The organism is Grimontia sp. SpTr1 (assembly GCF_947387585.1).
Taxonomy (GTDB): Bacteria; Pseudomonadota; Gammaproteobacteria; order Enterobacterales; family Vibrionaceae; genus Enterovibrio; species Enterovibrio indicus.
Genome location: NZ_CANDOD010000017.1, coordinates 92,377 through 112,855 on the forward strand (window position 1 = coordinate 92,377; position 20,479 = coordinate 112,855).

Below are 20,479 nucleotides of genomic sequence, written 5' to 3' on the forward strand. Positions count from 1 at the left end.
CTTATTCCAATCAATCTCTTGGCGGTGGTGGCGGTGCCAACACCTCACGATTCGAGTTATGGCCTGGCGGGCTGACAATGCCCTGCGCTTCCAACTGTTCAACAATTCGCGCGGCACGGTTATAACCGATTTTAAAGCGGCGCTGTACTCCTGAGACTGACGCGCGACGAGATTCGGTCACAAACTCAACCACTTGGTCAAACAACTGATCCAGCTCTTCGCCGTCCCCGCCCTCTGGAGCTTCACCCGGCAACAAACCATCGCTACCCTGATCACCGCTGGTAATTTCTGAAATGTACTGAGGCTTGCCACGCGCCTTCCAGTTGCTGACCACGCGGTGAACTTCATCATCGTTAACGAAGGCACCATGCACGCGCGCCGGATGGTTTGAACCATTGGGCATAAACAGCATGTCACCCATACCCAGCAGGGATTCTGCCCCACCCTGATCCAGAATGGTTCGCGAGTCTGTTTTGGTTGATACCGTAAACGCCATGCGTGTCGGAATGTTTGCTTTAATCAAACCTGTAATCACGTCCACCGATGGACGCTGGGTAGCCAGCACAAGGTGAATACCCGCAGCACGTGCTTTCTGGGCAAGACGTGCAATCAGCTCTTCTACCTTCTTACCCACTACCATCATCAGGTCTGCAAATTCGTCGACGATCACCACGATGTAAGGCAGTTTCTCCAACACAGGTGCGGTTTCATCCATGCTGTCGCCCGGCTTCCATAGCGGGTCAGGAATCGGGTGGTCGGCTTCTGCCGCTTCGCGGATTTTGTCGTTGTAGCCAGCAATATTTCGAACACCTAATGCAGACATGAGTTTGTAACGACGTTCCATCTCCGCCACGCTCCAGCGAAGCGCATTGGCGGCGTCTTTCATGTCAGTGACCACTTCGGTCAACAAATGTGGGATACCTTCGTAGACGGAAAGTTCCAACATTTTCGGGTCAATCATGATGAAGCGAACATCTTCTGGCCCAGCTTTGTAGAGCATACTGACGATCATCACATTCACACCGACAGATTTACCGGAGCCTGTTGTACCCGCCACCAGCATGTGCGGTGCTTTGGCAAGGTCCGTCACAATCGCTTCACCAGCGATGTCTTTACCCAAAACCACTGAAAGCGGTGATTTCGAAGACTGGAAACGTTCACTCGCTACCACTTCAGACATGAACACGGTTTCGCGGCTGGTATTTGGTAATTCGAGGCCGATATAAGGTTTACCCGGAATGACATCAACAACACGAACAGCGCTGGTTGAAAGCGAACGGGCAATGTCTTTTGACAAACTCATGATGCGACTGACTTTCACACCCGGTGCCAGCTCAAGTTCAAAGCGTGTAATAACCGGCCCAGGGAAAATCCCCTTCACAGTGACTTTGATTTTGTATTCTTCAAGGCGCGTTTCAATCAAGCGGGCCTGATACTGCAGCTCTTCATCCGATGCGCGGGTTGCTGTATTGCGCGGAGGGTCAAGAAGATCAATAGTTGGCAGCGGCTCTTTCGGCTTCGGCAGGTTCGGTTCATCTTTGACAAGGAACGGATGCACTGCACCAGCGGCATTTTTCTGTGCTTCACGAATGGTTTCGAGGAAAGGATCCTCTTCTTCGTCTGGAATCACCGATTCTGCCTGTGCGCGGTCAAGTTCTGACAACCCATCAGTGTTACCTATAACGATGTCTTCTCGTGCTTCTTCAATCACGACAGACTCCGTTGAGCCAAAGTTCACATCGTCATCCCAAGGCGCATCATTGATATCTGCTGACGTCTCTTCTGAAACACTCTCTGAAACAGGTTCCTCAATCGAGACTGAATTGGTGCGGTCCAATTCGGGCTCATCAAGAGCGTTGATGTCATCATCAAAGTCCGTCTCTTGATTGGCGCTGTTAAAGACGGGTTTTGGCTCCGGCGCGATAACTGGCTCATCCAATTCTGGTTCTAACGTCATCACTGGCTCTTTGCGCTCCGCAGCGGCAGCAGTTGCTGCATGAATCACTGGTGGAACGGAAACTGGCGTATCTTTTTCGTCGTCATCAACGCGCTGTGCTTTGTTGAGCAGCGAGACATCTGCCAACTCACGCGTTTTTGCAACCGGCTTGGCGAACAATGGATCCGATTCATCAATGTCATCGGCCAGCTCAGAGGTATCAACGGTTGAGCCAATCATCTGTGGTTTGTCACCACGAGCACGGTTCACCAACCAAGTAATGGCCGACAATGTTTTTTCACCTAACGTATCGACAATCGTCAGCCAGGAAATACCCGTAAACAGGGTAAAACCCGCAGCCCACAGGAACATAAAGACCAGAGTTGTCCCCAGTAGGTTAAAGAGAGGCATTGAAAGTTCAGTCAGCACGTCGCCGACGACACCACCGGATGAAAAGAACCAAAAGTCATCAAAGTTCAGGTCAGCCAACCCGCAACTGGTCAATAGCAAAAGAACAACACCAAGGATTCGGGTCGCTAGGATAGTGTAATTTAGTGGCTCAGATTCTCCCCGACGGCGGAAGAAAACCCAGCCACCGAGAAGCAAAAGAAAAGGAAGCGGATAAGCCAAGGTACCCAATGTAAAAAACAGGGTATCAGCCACCCAGGCACCTGCGTTGCCAGCAGCATTTTGTACTGGGCCATCCCAAGCAGTTTGGGACCAGGATGGGTCGGATGAATCGTAACTGAGCAGAGATACGAGGATGAAGACAGCAGACAGCAGCGCGATAATCAGTGCGCTCTCTTTCAAACGTTGTTTTCCGTTTAATCGACGTGAGGTGTCTGTCTGTTTCTGCTCCTGACGCAAGAAGAACTCCATTATCACCTATCTTTCTAACTTTAAGCCCTGAAATCGTTTCGTACCCCATCAGCACTAAGGCTGAATAGAGCGGCTTTATTATTCATTATGATTGCCTATGCCCATTTGACGAAAAACGCTTCAATAACGGGCAAATACTGGGTTAATACCCATGCTTTTGCAAAAGTGTACACCAAACAAAAAAACAAACCGAGCAGCAAGCTACTCGGTTTGTAGAATATAACACTAATCTCAGCCCTGTTTGTCCGAGGGCTGTGAGCATGTTAACGCGTTTTGATCACCAGATGATTGGTCTGTTTCACTTCTTCCATTACCACGTAGGTTCGGGTGTCATTAACACCTGGAAGGCGCAGCAGGGTTTCACCCAACAGCTTACGGTATGCAGACATATCCGATACGCGCGTTTTCAACAGATAGTCAAAATCACCGGAAACAAGATGACATTCCTGAATATCTTCGAGTTGTTGAACGGCCTTGTTAAACTGTTCGAACACATCAGGAGCACCACGGTTCAGGGTAATTTCTACAAATACCAGAAGCGACGCATCGAGAAATTGAGGGTTCAATAGCGCGGTATATCCAGAGATATACCCTTGTCGTTCAAGACGACGAACACGCTCAAGACATGGGGTTGGCGACAGTCCTACTCGCTTAGAAAGTTCGACGTTAGAAACACGTCCATCCTTCTGAAGTTCATTAAGAATATTTCTGTCAATACGATCCAATTCCTTGGAGGGTTTCTTTTTGGCTTCAACCATTTTTTATTCCACCTTTTTACTTCCTTGCAATGTTAAATGCCATTTTTTCTAACATATTTTATATATTTAGCATCAAATCCGGCTTTTGGCGAACTATACTAGCTCTAAATACAACAATACTACAAAACAACAGCCAATAACTCTACAAAGAAGCGAGGTTTCAGGATGATCATTGGTGTACCTAAAGAAATCAAAAACCACGAGTACCGTGTCGGTATGGTCCCTGCCAGCGTTCGCGAGCTGATATCCCATGGCCACACTGTTCACGTCCAGTCCCAGGCGGGTGCGGGTATCGGCTTCAGCGATGATGACTACATCAAGGCTGGTGCTTCTATTCTTCCAACTGCAGAAGATGTCTTCGCAGCTGCTGAAATGATTGTCAAAGTTAAAGAGCCACAGGCAGTTGAACGTGCCATGCTTCGCGAAGGGCAAATATTGTTTACCTATTTGCACCTTGCACCAGATTTTCCACAGACACAAGACCTTATCAAGAGCAAAGCTGTCTGTATAGCCTATGAAACCGTAACAGATTCTAAGGGTAGATTGCCACTTTTGGCGCCGATGTCAGAGGTCGCAGGACGAATGTCTATTCAGGCAGGTGCTCAGGCGTTGGAAAAATCGCGCGGCGGCGCTGGTATGCTGCTAGGTGGTGTTCCAGGCGTTGAACCCGCTAAAATTGTGGTGTTAGGCGGCGGCGTGGTCGGCTCAAATGCAGCTCGAATGGCTGTTGGAATGCGGGCAGATGTCACAATTTTAGACCGCAACATCGACACACTTCGTGCTTTGGACGAAGAGTTTCAGGGACGCGCAAAAGTTTTATATTCAACAGAAGAAATTCTTGAAAAACACGTTCTCGCCGCAGATTTGGTCATCGGAGCAGTGCTTATCCCTGGTGCAGCAGCACCAAAATTGGTAAATGCTGACCACATCAAACGCATGAAACCAGGCGCAGCAGTCGTCGATGTTGCTATCGACCAAGGTGGCTGTTTCGAAACCTCGAAAGCAACAACACATGCCGACCCAACGTATATTGTCGACGACGTGGTTCACTACTGTGTGGCAAACATGCCTGGTGCTGTTGCACGTACCTCTACATTTGCACTAAACAACGCCACTCTCCCATATATCGTGAAGTTGGCGAATCTCGGTTACCGTAACGCGCTGCTTTCTGATCAGAACCTGTTGAATGGCCTGAATGTCATCGACGGCAAAGTCACCATCCGTGAAGTCGCGGAAGCATTTGATCTGGAATACGTCGACGCAAAGGCGACACTGGCCTAACTGAAGCGTAATAACAGATAACATTTTTCGATAAAGGGCACCGCATGGTGCCCTTTCTTTAGCTCTACAATTTCCCTACAATCGGTTCCATTGCATAACACTAAATCCACCCGGAGAAATAATGAGCAACGTAAAGCATGCAAGCCTTCTTATCTTAGGTTCTGGCCCTGCTGGTTATACCGCTGCAGTTTACGCGGCGCGCGCTAACCTGAACCCAGTGATGGTAACTGGTCTGCAACAGGGCGGTCAGCTTACGACCACGACAGAGGTTGAGAACTGGCCGGGTGACGCTGAAGGTCTAACTGGCCCAGCACTGATGGAGCGCATGAAAGAGCACGCTGAGAAGTTTGATACTGAAATCATCTTCGATCACATCAACGAAACGGATCTGACCCAGCGCCCTTTCCGCCTGAAAGGCGACAATGGCGAATACACCTGTGATGCACTGATCATTGCAACGGGTGCATCTGCTCAGTACTTGGGCATGGAATCAGAGGAAAACTTCAAAGGGCGCGGCGTATCAGCTTGTGCGACATGTGACGGTTTCTTCTACCGCAACCAAAAAGTCGCAGTCATTGGTGGTGGTAACACGGCTGTTGAAGAAGCACTTTACCTGTCTAACATCGCTTCAGAAGTTCACCTTATCCACCGTCGTGACAGCTTCCGTGCGGAGAAAATTCTGGTTAACCGCCTGATGGATAAAGTCGAAAACGGTAACATCGTTCTGCACACTGACCGTGTTCTGGATGAAGTACTGGGCGACGACATGGGTGTGACTGGCGTTCGTATTAAAGACACGCAATCTGACAATACTGAAGAGTTGGATGTGATGGGTCTATTCGTTGCTATTGGCCATAAACCAAACACTGGTATTTTTGAAGGTCAGCTGGACATGCACAATGGTTATATCAAGGTGCAGTCAGGCTTAGAAGGCAACGCAACGCAGACCAGCGTTGAAGGTGTTTTCGCTGCAGGTGATGTTATGGACCATATTTACCGTCAGGCAATCACTTCTGCTGGTACCGGCTGTATGGCAGCACTGGACGCTGAGCGTTTCCTGGACGCACAAGCTAAAACCCAGTAATCCACTTCTGTTAGGCCCGTTTGTATGCGGGCCTATCATTTTGCCATTTCAGCCTTCCAAAGACCGATATCAGCCACAGGGATCGCTCCCACCCGGTTCATTCGTATCGGTAACATAAAAATACCAATGAAGTACTATGGATAAAAAGAAACAGCGCTCGCTCGCTCAATGGCTCAAGGGGCAAAGCAAGCTTGGCAAAACTTGGCTTATGACAGCAATTGGGCTGGCATTTTTGTCTGGCCTTTTTCTTGTTGCCCAAGCAGCTTTGCTCGCCAATATTCTCCACGACTTAATCATTGAGAAAGCCGACAAATCCGAACTTTGGCTCTCTTTTGTCGCACTCGGTATCGTTGTCTGTATTCGTGCCCTATGCAGTTGGGGTAAAGAGCAAGCGGGCTACCGAGCCGGCGAAGCGGTGCGTCTTCATATCCGCAAACTGATCCTCGATAAGCTCCATGAACTAGGTCCTGCCACGATTCAGGGCAGACCGGCAGGCACATGGGCAAGCTTGATACTCGAACAGGTAGAGGAAATGCAGGACTTTTTTGCCCGCTACCTGCCACAAATGGCCATTGCTGTTCTGATTCCCTTTATCATTCTGATTGCTGTATTCCCCTTGAACTGGGCGGCGGGTCTGATATTTCTGGTGACTGCACCACTCGTACCATTTTTCATGGCATTGGTGGGAATGGGTGCAGCTGATGCCAACCGACGCAATTTTAAAGCGTTACAGCGACTTTCCGGTCACTTCTACGATCGCCTACGTGGCCTTTCTACCATTCGCCTGTTCGATCAGGCAGAAGCCGAAAGCAATCACCTTCGCGTCGCTTCAGAAGACTTCCGCAAACGCACCATGGAAGTGCTGCGACTGGCATTCCTCTCCTCCGCCGTGCTGGAGTTTTTCACTGCGCTATCTATTGCGGTCACTGCGGTGTATTTCGGTTTCAGTTACATTGGGGAACTAAACTTCGGCCATTACGGTATGGGCATTACCCTCTTCATTGGTATTTTTGTTCTGGTACTGGCACCTGAGTTTTACCAACCACTGCGCGATCTAGGTACTTTCTATCACGCGAAAGCACAAGCGATTGGTGCTGCGGAATCCATCGTTAACTTCCTCGACTCCACACCAGAACATCAAGCATCAGGCAGTGCAAAAGTGTCTGATGAAGCGATCAGTATCAAGGCTACCGATCTCGAAGTTCTTAGCCCTGACGGTGCTGTTCTCGCCGGCCCTATCAGCTTTGAAATTCGGGAAGGTCAAAAGGTCGCGCTTGTTGGCCAAAGTGGCGCAGGTAAAACCAGTCTGATTAACGCAATCCTTGGATTTTTGCCTTATCGTGGCAGCCTGTCTGTGAATGGTATGGAGCTGAAAAATGCTGATTTGGCATACTGGCGCAAGCAGGTGAGCTGGGTAGGCCAAAATCCGCAGTTGTTCCATGGTTCAGTGAAAGACAATGTTTGCCTCGCCGCTCCTATGGCAACCAATGAGCAAATACAACGTGTAACCAAAGCAGCTTATGCTGACGAGTTTATCCAGCGACTCGAGAAGGGTCTGGAACACTCGGTTGGTGATCGTGCATCTGGGTTGTCCGTCGGTCAGGCGCAACGTATCGCGGTTGCCAGAGCATTACTTCAGGAAGGACGCTTCTGGGTGCTTGATGAACCCACCGCGAGCCTAGATGCTTCCAGCGAACGCTTAGTCATGGAAAGCCTCGACCATGCTACCAAAGACACCACCTCTTTGTTGGTGAGCCACCGCATCGACCAACTAGGCGGTTGTGACAACATTTTAGTGATGCAACTGGGTAAACTGGTGCAACAAGGCACCTTCGAACAACTGAAACATGAAGGGGTCTTCGCCGAGATGATCCAGGCTGTCGACAGGAGCGATCTCGATGCGTGATTTGATTCCCTTCCTGAAACTCTACAAAAAGCACTGGTTCGGCTTGTCACTTGGCATGCTGTTGTCTTTCGCGACACTGGCTGCTGCAATTGGTTTGCTTACCCTGTCAGGTTGGTTCATTGCTGCTTCTGCAGTCGCAGGCCTGCTGGCGACAGCAAACTTCAACTACATGCTGCCAGCTGCAGGTGTGCGCGGCTTTTCTATCGCAAGAACGGCTGGCCGTTGGGGCGAGCGCGTTGTCAGTCACAACGCCACCTTCAAGCTGCTGGCAGACCTTCGCATCTTCTTCTTTGAGAAACTGACGCCACTTATCCCAGGTAAAGTCGGAAACCTGCGCGACGCCGATATCCTTAACCGTCTGGTGGCGGATGTGGATGCAATGGATCATGTTTATCTTCGTCTGGTCAGCCCGCTGATTGTCGGAGTGCTGGGCATTTTGAGTATTAGTGGTTTCCTGTATTGGTTTGATCCAGTTATCGGTCTCACGCTTGGTGCCATCTTGCTGTCGCTGATGTTGGTGCTGCCTGTGGTGTTCTACCACCTTGGTAGGTCACATGGCATTGAAATCACTCAATCCAAGTCGCAACTGCGTATTTCTTTGCTCGACTGGCTACAGGGTCATGCCGAACTGCAAATCTTCGGCGCCGCTGATCGTTATCGCGACGCAGCAGTAGAAGCAGAGCAACGTCTTTTGTCATCACAAAGACAAATGGCGCGAATTACAGGCCTGGCAAATGGTGTATTGCTGGCAGCCAATGGCCTGACACTGGTGTTTATGCTTTGGTTGGCCGCTGATGGCATTGGTGGCGAACTGCCTAATCCTTATGTCGCCATGGTTGCATTTGCCACGATGGCAAGCTTCGAATTGATGATGCCTGTAGCCGGAGCATTCCAGTACCTGAGCCAGACAATGACATCAGCGAAGCGTCTAAACGAAATCATTGAGGCAGAGCCGGAAACGCCGTTTGATCCGATGGGCCACAACAACACAGCCAAAGGAGATATCACTTTCAGTGATGTGACCTTCTCATACCACGGAGCCGAACAACCCGCAGTGAATGGTATTTCACTGTCCGTGAAAGCCGGTGAAAAAGTGGCACTATTGGGTCGAACTGGTTGCGGTAAATCTACCCTGCTACAGTTGATCACCCGCGCGTGGGATCCATCGTCAGGCAGCGTCTGTATTGATGGTGTCGCGTTGGACACCTGGCGTGAGTCTGCACTGAGAAGCTCAATTGCTGTCGTCAGCCAGCGCGTAGACGTGTTCAATGGCGCAGTGCGTCATAACCTCTCCATGGCGAAGCCCAACGCCTCGGATGAAGAGCTAACATCCGTCATCGAACAAGTGGGTCTATCTGCTTTGCTGGAAGGTCCGGGCTTAGACACTTGGCTGGGAGATGGCGGACGCCAGCTATCCGGTGGTGAGAGGCGTCGTCTTGGCATTGCAAGAGCCCTGCTGCGAGACGCGCCTATCCTGCTGCTTGATGAGCCTACGGAAGGTTTGGATGTGAAAACAGAGCGACAAATTCTGTCTTTGCTGCTCGACCATGCCAAAGACAAAACCGTATTGTTTATTACACACCGTCTGGTGGGACTGACCGAAATGGACAAGGTGTGTTTAATGGATGAAGGGCGAATTATCGAACAGGGCTCTCACCAAACCCTGAAAGAAGCAGACGGTCGATACAGCCAACTGCTTCAACGAATTCAATAATCTCTCAATACCCAAACAAACTGAAGATGCTGGATTCAGCGATTTTGACTGGCGTTTGGGTATAAACTAAAGGGAGCTTAGCTCCCTTTTTTGACCTTAAAGAAATGATATGACCATCTACCTGCCGCCATTGGATGACAACAACCCCGACTTTTTTCCTCCCGTTTCATCGGCTCTGGAAGAACCCGATGGCTTGTTGGCTATTGGCGGAGATCTATCGCCAGAACGATTGCGTGTAGCGTATTCAAAAGGCATCTTCCCTTGGTTTGGTGAAGATGAACCATTGCTCTGGTGGTCACCAGCGGAACGGGCAGTGATTGACCCCATCGCTTTTGTGCCAAGCCGGAGCCTCAAAAAGTATGTGCGCAAACAAGGCTACCGGGTTTCCATCAACCGGGCGTTTGAACAGGTCATTCAGCATTGCGCGCTAATCCGAGGCGAAAATCAGGTGTGGATTACACCTGAAATGCGCGAAGCTTATATCCGTCTCCACCAACTTGGTTCGGCTCATAGTGTCGAGGTATGGCAGGAAGATGAGTTGATTGGGGGTTTGTACGGCGTCAATGTCGGTTCACTCTTCTGCGGTGAATCCATGTTCTCGTTGAAAACCAACGCATCAAAAACTGCGCTTTGGTATTTCTGTGAACATTTCCGACACCACGGGGGCAAGTTGATTGATTGTCAGATGATGACAGATCACCTCGCTTCGTTAGGCGCAGAACCTGTTCAGAGGCATGATTTCACTCTGCTGCTCAGTGAACTGAAGCACCAGATCACCGATGCATCTCTCTTCCGTTCGCAATGGATTCACGTCAATCATGGCTAGCCAATCAATACGTATCGGCGTAATGGCACCTTCTTCTTGTAGCTATCTGGCCGGTCAGGAAGAATCTGTTGCCGTGGTACTTGACCCAGAGCTTCACACTGACCGCGGTTATGGGTTTCTGGTGCAAAGTGGTTTTCGTCGCAGTGGAAACAATATATACCGCCCCTATTGTCGCGCCTGTACAGCGTGTCACTCCCTTCGCGTTGATACGTTTGGATTCATACCATCCCGAAGCCAAAAACGTCATTTGAGCCAACTGAAGCGCCTTACCGTTGAGCTTAAGGATAAGATGGACAAAGAATGGTTTGCTCTCTATGAGCGCTATATCTCAGCCCGGCATAGAAATGGCTCCATGTATCCCGCGAGCAAGCAGGATTTCAGTTCATTTGTGCAAAGCGATTGGCAGACCTCTAAGTACCTGCATCTTTATGAGAATGGGACGTTAATTGCCATTGCAGTTACGGATGTTCTCGAGAATGGATATAGCGCCATTTACAGCTTTTTTGAGCCGGAGCATTCATGGTCTCTAGGTTCACTGTGCGTTCTCGCTCAAATCGAACAGGCACGGAAAAACGACATCCCCTGGCTATACTTAGGCTTTCAAATCGATGCCTGCAGTGCCATGAACTACAAACAGAAGTTCAAACCTCACCAGCGTTATGTGGCAGGCAGTTGGATAGATGGCGATCAGTTTTAGACCTTGGGTGTTCACCTCTCAATTTTCTTTAAGCCAGCCGGCAGAAAAGCGCCCAAACCTTAACCAATAGCTGATTTTTGCTGGTCAGTACGGATGCAAAGGGGTAAAATTCCGCCCCTAAACTTTACAGACTCAATCAATCAAGGCATTATCTGCCGGTCAAAATTTGGCTGATCGGTAGCCCAAGAGGATTAAATGGCAAAAGAAGACGTAATTGAAATGCAAGGTACCGTTCTGGATACCCTGCCAAACACCATGTTTCGCGTAGAACTAGAGAACGGCCACGTAGTCACTGCTCACATCTCTGGTAAGATGCGCAAAAACTACATCCGTATCCTGACCGGTGACAAAGTTACCGTTGAGATGACGCCTTACGACCTGTCTAAAGGTCGCATCATCTTCCGCGCGCGCTAATCCTCACGTCTCGCGAATACAAAAAACCCGGCAATGCCGGGTTTTTGTCGTTTTGAAAAACCGGACGATTATGCGTCCGGTTTTCTATTTAGGCTGGTTCCATTTCATCGCTGAAGCTGAACGTGAGTTTGTCGTTTTTCACGCCAACCTTAACCGTTCCGCCATTGACCAAGCAGCCAAACAGCAGTTCATTGGCCAGATTCTTCTTCACATGATCCTGCATGACTCGCGCCATAGGACGCGCACCCATCGACTTGTCATAGCCTTTCTCTGACAGCCAAAGCTTGGCTTTGTCTGTCACTTCCAGTGACACGCCACGGGCATCCAATTGAGCCTGTAGTTCCACGATGAACTTATCCACCACCTGAAGAATAATGCTCTTATCAAGATGGTTGAACCAAATGATGTTATCGAGGCGGTTACGGAATTCAGGTGAGAATACCTTCTTGATTTCCGACATTGCATCATGGCTGTGATCTTGTTGGATCAGACCAATAGACTTGCGCACCGTTTCGGTCACACCGGCATTGGTCGTCATTACCAGAATCACATTGCGGAAGTCAGCTTTGCGACCGTTATTGTCAGTCAGTGTGCCGTTATCCATTACCTGCAGCAGCAGGTTAAAGACATCCGGGTGAGCTTTTTCAATCTCATCCAGCAGCACCACACAATGCGGATGCTTAATCACAGCGTCAGTCAACAAACCGCCCTGATCGTAGCCCACGTAACCTGGAGGCGCACCAATCAGACGACTAACGGTGTGACGCTCCATGTACTCAGACATATCAAAGCGCTGAAGTTCTATACCCATGGCGCGTGCGAGCTGAACCGTCACTTCCGTTTTACCAACTCCAGTAGGGCCTGCGAAAAGGAATGAGCCCACTGGCTTGTTCTCTGCGCCTAATCCCGCTCGGCTCAGTTTGATCGCTTCGCACAGTGCGCTGATTGCATCATCCTGTCCGAATACCAGCATTTTAAGCTTCTGCTCAAGTGACTGGAGTACGTCGCGGTCAGTAGAAGAAACCGATTTTTCTGGGATACGTGCCATCTTGGCGATCATCGCCTCAATGTCACCCACACCCACGGTCTTCTTACGTTTGCTGGCTGGAGCCAGACGACAACGTGCGCCCGCTTCATCAATCACATCAATGGCTTTATCTGGTAGATGACGCTCATTAATGTATTTCGCAGAAAGCTCAACCGCGGCACGAATCGCTTTGTTTGTGTAACGAACTTCGTGGTGAGCTTCATATTTAGGTTTCAGGCCCATCAGGATCTTAGTCGTGTCATCCAATGATGGTTCAACCACATCGATCTTCTGGAAACGACGCGCCAACGCACGCTCTTTTTCGAAAATGCTGCTGTATTCCTGATAAGTCGTTGAACCGATACAGCGAAGCTTACCGCTGGACAGCAGTGGTTTAATCAGGTTGGCAGCATCGACCTGACCACCGGACGCTGCACCAGCGCCGATGATGGTGTGGATTTCATCAATGAAAAGCACCGCGTGATCTTCTTTCTCTAGCTGTTTCAAAATGCTCTTGAAGCGCTTTTCGAAATCACCGCGGTACTTGGTACCGGCAAGCAATGAGCCAATATCCAGTGAATAGATCACACAGTCCTGAATGATTTCCGGCACCTGACCTTCAACGATACGCCATGCAAGACCTTCGGCAATGGCTGTTTTACCGACACCAGCTTCACCCACTAGCAGTGGATTATTCTTACGGCGACGACATAGCACCTGAATGGTGCGCTCTAGTTCTTTGTCCCGGCCAATCAGTGGGTCGATGCCACCCACACGGGCTAGCTGGTTAAGGTTTGTAGCAAAGTTCTCGAGACGTTCTTCGCCACCACCTTCAACCGCCGCTTCATCCGACGACAAATCCGCACCCGGTAATTCTTCATCGCTGCTGGAAGACTTGGTTGTACCGTGTGAAATGTAATTAACGACATCCAGACGGCTGATGTCATTTTTCTTGAGAAGGTAAGCAGCATGCGATTCCTGTTCGCTGAAAATCGCGACCAGTACATTAGCACCACTAACTTCGCTACGACCTGAAGACTGAACGTGGAAAACGGCACGTTGAAGCACACGCTGGAAACTCAGGGTTGGCTGTGTTTCACGGTTATCATCGTCGACAGGGATAAGTGGAGTGGTTTGTTCAATGAATGCTTCCAGCTCTTTACGCAGAGCATCGAGATCCGCGCGGCAGGCGAGTAAAGCTTCTCGAGCCGCGACGTTTTCCAGAAGCGCCAGTAGCAGATGTTCAACTGTCATGAACTCATGACGTTTTTCACGTGCTCTTGCAAATGCCCCATTAAGGCTTGCTTCGAGTTCTTTGTTTAGCATAAGGCACCTCCCTCAAATACCACATTATGGTGTGCCGGAGAAAAACCGGGTTTGCGACTTAGGCCTTCTCCATTGTGCACAACAGTGGGTGTTGATGTTCTTTCGCATGCATCATTACTTGTGCGACTTTCATCTCGGCAACTTCCGCAGTGAATACGCCACAAACAGCTTTACCTTCGTAATGCACCGTAAGCATCAGCTGTGTTGCTTTCTCTATATCCATAGAAAAGAACCGCTGCAACACCTCCACTACAAACTCCATGGGGGTGTAATCATCATTATTCAATACCACTTTGTATAATGATGGCGGTTTTACCTTGGTTTCTTCCGCTTCCTTTACATCGGAATCCGGAACTATCCATTCGTACTTTTTACTCATAAGGGATTACAATCTTTAAGGTAGCTCAAGTGTTTCTTATAAAACAACTATTTATACGTCAGAATCATAGATTGAGACATTTAACACAAGAATCTCTACCACTATTTAAAACGTAATCCACAGATTGTATTCCAGCAACCGTTTCATTGCTACGGCGCGCTGATTTTCGCCTGCAAATCACCACATAAATCACGCTCACCCCCCTATCTACTATCAGACCGCCATCATAGTCACTCAATTTCACTTCAATATCTGGCATTTAGCAAAATCGCAATGTCAGTTTTTCCATACAAAAAAAATCAAAATTATTTGGTCTCATTTTTATCAAGGTGTCTCGAAGTATCAAAACTTAATTTGCTAGATGAATGTTTCAGGATTTCATATTGCGTTTGGAAATATCGAATAATAGGTGTATTAACATATTAATTCGCAAGGGGTGATACTACTGGCAACACCCTAGTTTTACTCACAATATTCCTGTTGGTATGACCACCCCGTTGAGCCACAATAAGGGTTATCGTTGATGGAGTTGTAAATTAAGCCCACCAATCAACCTCTTAATGAATAAACTTTCGTTTCATTAATGCAACTAAGTTTACAAAAATGATACCCCCATCATCCTTCTGTCAGAACAATAGCCATTTTTATTAAAATGTTGTTATATGGGGGCAAGCAGGCTTGACTGTCTAAATCTTTCTACTAGAGTGGGAATTGAAGTAAAAACATACTGCATCAATTACTTCTGAGTAACGTGATTGCACTGGTTGGTTTTACTCATAGTTATGCAATTTGAATGCAAGAGGGATGTTTCGCATGGCAACTGGTACAGTTAAATGGTTTAACAACGCTAAAGGGTTTGGGTTCATTTGCCCTGACGAAGGTGATGGCGATATTTTCGCGCACTACTCCACAATACAAATGGACGGCTACCGCACGCTAAAAGCGGGTCAGACTGTGAACTACGAGGTACAGGAAGGTCCGAAAGGTTACCACGCCAGCCAAATCGTTCCTGTCGAGAACGAAGCTTTAAAATAATAGTGTTGCTATAAACTTTTTCGCTGCCGGAAGGTCGAGAATTGAAAGAGCGAACGTTACGTTCGCTCTTTTTTATTTGTGCTGATCATACCCTTGAAACCCTCACCCACTCCCCTTTATTACAATACTCCAGCTCTTTCGCTACCCGGTTTCATCCGTTCGACTGCCCTCATGCCTCAGAGTCGATAACATGACTGTTAAATCCCTGAAAAATTAAAACTATTCCCAACTGTGGAACTCATTGCTGTGCAGATATACGAGTACATTGAGATAGCGTCATTCTAGTGCCGTAAGAGCACAACATGATGTTTGTTGGAGGACCTATGAAGACAAAAATCTATTCAACTGTACTAACCCTGATCTTACTCTTTTCATCCATCACCCATGCTTCCTTTATCGACTTTCAGAGCGAGCAATGGGTAGACAATGCCCTGACGAATAAGATCGCCCAATACTCACTGACTGGCGATCCTAGTAAGCATCGCACCATCCCTTCAATTAACACACCAAAAGCGCAGCTCGGGAAACTGCTGTTCTTTAGCAAAATCCAAAGCGGCAACTTCGATACAGCTTGTGTCAGCTGTCATCATCCCACGCTCGGGGGTGCAGATGCCTTATCGATAGCTATAGGTGTAGACTCAGTCAACCCAGACTTACTGGGGCCAGGTCGACAGCATCGCTCAACGGCTGTGAACTATGATGGTGGACCTACTATGCCGCGTAATGTGCCCACCTCTTTCAATCTGGGATTCTGGGACCGCCACCTATTTCATGACGGGCGAGTTGAAGCACTTCTCCCTGTGCCGTTTCAGCATGGGGCGATTGGCCCTATCAGCACGCCTGACTCGGGAATAGGTAATCCTGACAGTGATGCAGGTGCCAATCTTTCCCATGCGCAAGCAGGTTTTCCAATCACACCACAAGAAGAAATGAGGGGGTTTTCATTCGCACAGGACAAGAGCAATCAAGAAATCCGCGACTTAATTGCTGCCAGACTACGTGGAGAGCTTGAGCCACTAATTATCAATCAATGGCCAACCTTATTCCGGCAGACTTTTAACAAACAGGATGCGCCTTTAGAAGAGGTAATAAACAGCGCAACTATTCGCGAAGTTCTGGGCGAATACATGCGCTCCCAGTCTTTTGTCGACAATAGATGGTATCAATATATCAAAGGCGACAAGACCGCCTTATCCCTACAAGAAAAACGAGGGGCATTAAAGTTCTTCGCTGACCGCTTTGAAGGTGGGTTCGATTGCCAGTCATGCCACCAAGGCGATTTAATGACAGATGAAGGATTCCACAATATCGCCATGCCACAAATTGGCCGTGGTAAAGGCGATGGAGAAACGGGTACCCATGACTTTGGCAGATATAGGGAAAATTTACTCTTCCGCGATGCTTATGCCTTCAGGACTCCCTCATTGCTGAATGTAGAAATGACTTCTCCCTATGGCCACAGCGGCGCTTTCAATACGCTGGAGGGAGTCATCCGGCATCATATGGACCCATTTTATTCCGGCGTACTGTACACATACGATGGCCCACAGCCCAATATTCAGCAGGCAGATCGTAGAGCAAATACCTATGAAGCACTTTGGACCATGTTCTTCCAACAGGCGATGGGCCTGAGTAAACTCAAATCACCTTACTTCTATGGTTCGACCGACATTAACGACTTAGCATCCTTCCTGCGAGCGCTCACTGACCCCTGCACTCAAAACCGTGAATGCTTAGAGCCCTGGCTGGTTGATGACGACATTGACCCCGATGGCTTGCGTGTCCACGCTGTCGATAGCAATTTAAACCCGCTTTAAAATAAAAAACCCGGCATAAGCCGGGTTTTCAATCAATCGAGAGCCAAATTACATTTGGTCGATCATGTCTTGTGCGAACTCAGAACACTTACGCAGGGTTGCGCCATCCATCAGACGCTCAAAGTCATAGGTCACAGTCTTGTTGCTGATCGCTTTTTCCATTGAGCTGATGATCAGGTCAGCAGCTTCAGTCCAACCCATGTGACGCAGCATCATTTCTGCAGACAGGATCAGAGAACCTGGGTTCACTTTGTCCTGACCCGCGTACTTAGGTGCAGTACCGTGAGTTGCTTCGAACAGTGCGATGCCGTCGCCGATGTTTGCACCAGGGGCAATACCAATACCACCAACTTGCGCAGCAAGCGCATCTGATACGTAGTCACCGTTCAGGTTCATGGTTGCAATCACATCGTACTCCGCTGGGCGCAGCAGGATTTGCTGCAGGAATGCGTCCGCGATAACGTCTTTGATGATGATCTCTTTGCCCGTGTTAGGGTTTTTCAGAGTCATCCATGGACCACCGTCCAGCAGCTCAGCACCGAATTCTTCTTTCGCTACTTCGTAACCCCAGTCTTTAAACGCACCTTCGGTAAACTTCATGATGTTACCTTTGTGCACCAGAGTCATCGAGTCACGCTCGTTGTCGATAGTGTACTGGATAGCAGCACGAACCAGACGCTTAGTACCTTCTTCAGATACTGGCTTGATACCAATACCACACTCCTCGTCGAAACGGATTTTCGTTGCACCCATTTCTTCTTTAAGGAATTTGATGACTTTGTCTGCTTCTGCAGTGCCAGCTTTAAACTCAACACCCGCATAGATATCTTCCGAGTTTTCACGGTAGATAACCATGTCAGTCAGTTCTGGTTGTTTCAGAGGGCTTGGCACGCCATCGAAGTAACGTACTGGACGTGCACAGATGTACAGATCCAGTTCCTGACGCAGTGCAACGTTCAAAGAACGGATACCACCGCCAACAGGGGTAGTCAGAGGGCCTTTAATAGCAACTTTGTATTCACGAATAAAATCCAGTGTTTCAGTCGGCAGCCATTGGTCTTCACCGTAGACTTGAGTCGACTTCTCACCAGTGTAGATTTCCATCCAGGAGATCTTACGGTCACCGCCATAAGCTTTTTCTACTGCCGCATCTACAACTTTGAGCATTGCAGGACTAACGTCAACACCAATACCATCACCTTCGATGTAAGGGATAACTGGGTTGTTAGGAACGACCAGCTTGCCGTTTTCTACCGCAATTTTCTCACCAGCTGGCACGACTACTTTACTTTCCATTTAATTCTCCTAGCGTCCATTTGTTATTTTGCGCTCACCAAACAGAACAATTTTCTGTCGCACTTCGACGCACTTTTAAGTCCTTGTAGCACGTCAGTTAATTGTTCTGTCTGGTACATACCCAAGGTCAACGGGCATAACATGCGGGCAAAAGAATACTGTAATTCCCGCAACACGCCAATCACATAATTCCATGTATAATACCAAGGTCTCATTTGTTACTAGACCTGATTGACACGACTTAATGACGTTTAAAACCACCCCTAAAAGAGGCGCTAAACCGCCATCTTCAAAGCCGAATTTCCGACGCACTTCACGCCGACGCACTGATAAACCTTCGCGTCCGAAAGGGCCGACGAAAGTTATTCTATTCAATAAACCTTTCAACACCCTGACACAGTTCACGGGCGAGCCGGGGGATTCGACCTTGGCCGACTTCATTCCAGTGAAGGACGTTTATCCTGCAGGACGCCTCGATAAAGATAGCGAAGGCTTGTTAGTGTTAACCAACGACGGCATTTTGCAGGCGCGCCTGACCCAGCCACAATCCAAGTCCGCCAAAACTTACTGGGTACAGGTAGAAGGTGAGCCTTCCGAAGAATCGCTGAATGCTCTTCGTGATGGTGTGGAGCTTAACGACGGCTGGACACTCCCTGCTGGAGTGGAAGTCATGGCTGAACCCACTATTTGGGATCGCAATCCACCTATTCGCCATCGTCCTTCCGTGCCGACAACCTGGCTAGCCATCACGCTGACAGAAGGCCGAAACAGACAGGTTCGCCGAATGACCGCTGCAGTGGGTCACCCCACCTTACGTCTGGTGAGATACAAAATGGGTAACTGGACCGTCGATGACTTGCAACCCGGTGAATGGCGTGAAGTGCCACCGCCTGCACGCGATTAAATTGTGACTCACATCTCATCTGTAACCGCGTAAAGGTTTCTGTTAAACTCTGCCCCCGATTTTATTGGAGCTAGAAATTTCGTCATGTCAGATAACAGCAGCAAAAAAGTTATTGTCGGTATGTCCGGCGGCGTCGATTCCTCAGTGTCCGCCTACCTACTGAAGCAACAAGGCTATCAGGTAGAAGGCCTTTTCATGAAAAACTGGGAAGAAGATGATAACGACGAGTACTGTTCGGCAGCGGAAGATCTGGCCGATGCACAGGCCGTGTGTGACAAGCTGGGGATTACCCTGCACACCATCAACTTCGCCGCAGAGTACTGGGATAACGTGTTCGAGCACTTCCTGACCGAATACAAAGCAGGTCGTACACCGAACCCGGATATCCTGTGCAATAAAGAAATTAAATTCAAAGCCTTCCTCGAGTTCGCCGATGAAGTGCTGGAAGCTGACTATATCGCGATGGGCCACTATGTGCGCCGCACTTTCCCTACCCAGGAAGGCGAAAAAGCACAAATGCTTCGTGGCCTTGATAGCAACAAAGACCAAAGCTACTTCCTATACACACTGAGCCACGATCAAGTCGCGCGCAGTTTGTTCCCGGTTGGCGATTTGGAAAAGCCTGAAGTTCGCCGCATTGCCGAAGAGCAAGATCTGATCACCGCGAAGAAAAAGGACTCCACTGGCATTTGCTTTATCGGTGAGCGCAAGTTCACAGACTTTCTGTCGAAGTACCTACCGGCGCAGCCAGGCATCATTGAAACCGTTGATGGCGACGAGATTGGTGAACACCAAGGCCTGATGTACCACACTTTGGGTCAGCGCAAAGGTCTTCACATCGGTGGCCAAAAAGGTGGCAACGGCAACGAAGCGCCTTGGTATGTGGTTGATAAAGATGTTGAACGCAACGTTCTTATCGTTGCTCAAGGTCACGACCACCCTCGCCTGTTCTCAAAAGGCTTGGTGGCAGGTCAACTACATTGGGTAGATCGTGAAACGATTACCGAACCATTGAAGTGCACCGTAAAAACGCGATACCGCCAGCAAGACATATCATGTACCATCGAACCCATTGATGGTGACCAGATCAAAGTGATTTTTGATGAACCGCAATCAGCGGTGACTCCTGGTCAATCAGCGGTATTCTATAGCGGTGATGTTTGCCTGGGTGGCGGCATCATCGAACAGCGTATTTAAGGA

Annotated in this window: 16 protein-coding genes; 11 read left to right on the plus strand and 5 right to left on the minus strand. The window is 48.8% G+C overall.

Going from position 1 to position 20,479, the window contains the following annotated elements:
• Positions 1–10: 10 nt before the first annotated feature.
• Complete coding sequence (locus tag QL223_RS20465) at positions 11–2,815, minus strand: DNA translocase FtsK 4TM domain-containing protein (RefSeq protein WP_281545795.1); 2,805 nt, start codon at positions 2,813–2,815, stop codon at positions 11–13.
• 263 nt (positions 2,816–3,078) lie between these two features.
• Complete coding sequence (gene lrp / locus QL223_RS20470) at positions 3,079–3,573, minus strand: leucine-responsive transcriptional regulator Lrp (protein ID WP_040528471.1); 495 nt, start codon at positions 3,571–3,573, stop codon at positions 3,079–3,081.
• Positions 3,574–3,738: 165 nt separating this feature from the next.
• Between lrp and ald the strand changes: the two genes are divergently transcribed.
• The 7 genes from ald to infA all read left to right on the plus strand — a co-directional run bounded on the left by ald (position 3,739) and on the right by infA (position 11,495).
• On the plus strand, positions 3,739–4,854 hold the full coding sequence (gene ald / locus QL223_RS20475; protein ID WP_281545796.1) for an alanine dehydrogenase: 1,116 nt from the start codon (positions 3,739–3,741) through the stop codon (positions 4,852–4,854).
• A gap of 121 nt (positions 4,855–4,975) precedes the next feature.
• Complete coding sequence (gene trxB, locus QL223_RS20480; protein ID WP_281545797.1) at positions 4,976–5,938, plus strand: thioredoxin-disulfide reductase; 963 nt, start codon at positions 4,976–4,978, stop codon at positions 5,936–5,938.
• A 136-nt stretch (positions 5,939–6,074) separates the two neighbouring features.
• Entirely contained in the window at positions 6,075–7,844 is a 1,770-nt protein-coding gene (gene cydD / locus QL223_RS20485) for a cysteine/glutathione ABC transporter permease/ATP-binding protein CydD (protein ID WP_281545798.1), read from the plus strand.
• Entirely contained in the window at positions 7,837–9,558 is a 1,722-nt protein-coding gene (cydC, locus tag QL223_RS20490) for a cysteine/glutathione ABC transporter ATP-binding protein/permease CydC (RefSeq protein ID WP_281545799.1), read from the plus strand. The genes cydD and cydC overlap by 8 nt, the downstream gene beginning before the upstream one ends.
• 109 nt (positions 9,559–9,667) lie before the next feature.
• Positions 9,668–10,384, plus strand: coding sequence for a leucyl/phenylalanyl-tRNA--protein transferase (gene aat, locus QL223_RS20495; RefSeq protein WP_281545800.1), 717 nt, complete (start codon positions 9,668–9,670; stop codon positions 10,382–10,384).
• Positions 10,377–11,081 (plus strand): arginyltransferase, encoded by a 705-nt coding sequence (locus QL223_RS20500; RefSeq protein ID WP_281545801.1) that lies wholly within the window; start codon positions 10,377–10,379, stop codon positions 11,079–11,081. Before aat ends, QL223_RS20500 begins: the two co-directional genes overlap by 8 nt.
• A gap of 195 nt (positions 11,082–11,276) precedes the next feature.
• Entirely contained in the window at positions 11,277–11,495 is a 219-nt protein-coding gene (infA, locus tag QL223_RS20505; RefSeq protein WP_002539157.1) for a translation initiation factor IF-1, read from the plus strand.
• An 88-nt stretch (positions 11,496–11,583) separates the two neighbouring features.
• On the opposite strand, the gene clpA is transcribed toward infA, so the two are convergent.
• On the minus strand, positions 11,584–13,848 hold the full coding sequence (gene clpA, locus QL223_RS20510) for an ATP-dependent Clp protease ATP-binding subunit ClpA (protein ID WP_002539155.1): 2,265 nt from the start codon (positions 13,846–13,848) through the stop codon (positions 11,584–11,586).
• Positions 13,849–13,906: 58 nt separating this feature from the next.
• Positions 13,907–14,227, minus strand: a complete 321-nt coding sequence (clpS, locus tag QL223_RS20515; protein WP_002539153.1) for an ATP-dependent Clp protease adapter ClpS — start codon at positions 14,225–14,227, stop codon at positions 13,907–13,909.
• An 813-nt stretch (positions 14,228–15,040) separates the two neighbouring features.
• On the opposite strand from clpS, the gene cspD reads away from it, so the two are divergent.
• Entirely contained in the window at positions 15,041–15,262 is a 222-nt protein-coding gene (gene cspD / locus QL223_RS20520; protein WP_002539152.1) for a cold shock domain-containing protein CspD, read from the plus strand.
• Positions 15,263–15,585: 323 nt separating this feature from the next.
• On the plus strand, positions 15,586–17,079 hold the full coding sequence (locus QL223_RS20525) for a cytochrome c peroxidase (protein WP_281545802.1): 1,494 nt from the start codon (positions 15,586–15,588) through the stop codon (positions 17,077–17,079).
• 48 nt (positions 17,080–17,127) lie between these two features.
• Here the strand turns inward: QL223_RS20525 and icd are convergent, their stop codons facing one another.
• Entirely contained in the window at positions 17,128–18,375 is a 1,248-nt protein-coding gene (gene icd / locus QL223_RS20530; RefSeq protein ID WP_002539149.1) for an NADP-dependent isocitrate dehydrogenase, read from the minus strand.
• A 244-nt stretch (positions 18,376–18,619) separates the two neighbouring features.
• Between icd and QL223_RS20535 the strand changes: the two genes are divergently transcribed.
• Both QL223_RS20535 and mnmA read left to right on the plus strand, forming a co-directional pair.
• A complete protein-coding gene (locus tag QL223_RS20535) occupies positions 18,620–19,279 on the plus strand; it encodes a pseudouridine synthase (RefSeq protein ID WP_281545803.1) in 660 nt (219 codons plus the stop codon).
• Positions 19,280–19,363: 84 nt separating this feature from the next.
• Positions 19,364–20,476 carry a tRNA 2-thiouridine(34) synthase MnmA gene (mnmA, locus tag QL223_RS20540; RefSeq protein WP_046305232.1) on the plus strand — a complete coding sequence of 371 codons (1,113 nt, stop codon included), beginning with the start codon at positions 19,364–19,366 and terminating at the stop codon, positions 20,474–20,476.
• Positions 20,477–20,479: the final 3 nt, after the last annotated feature.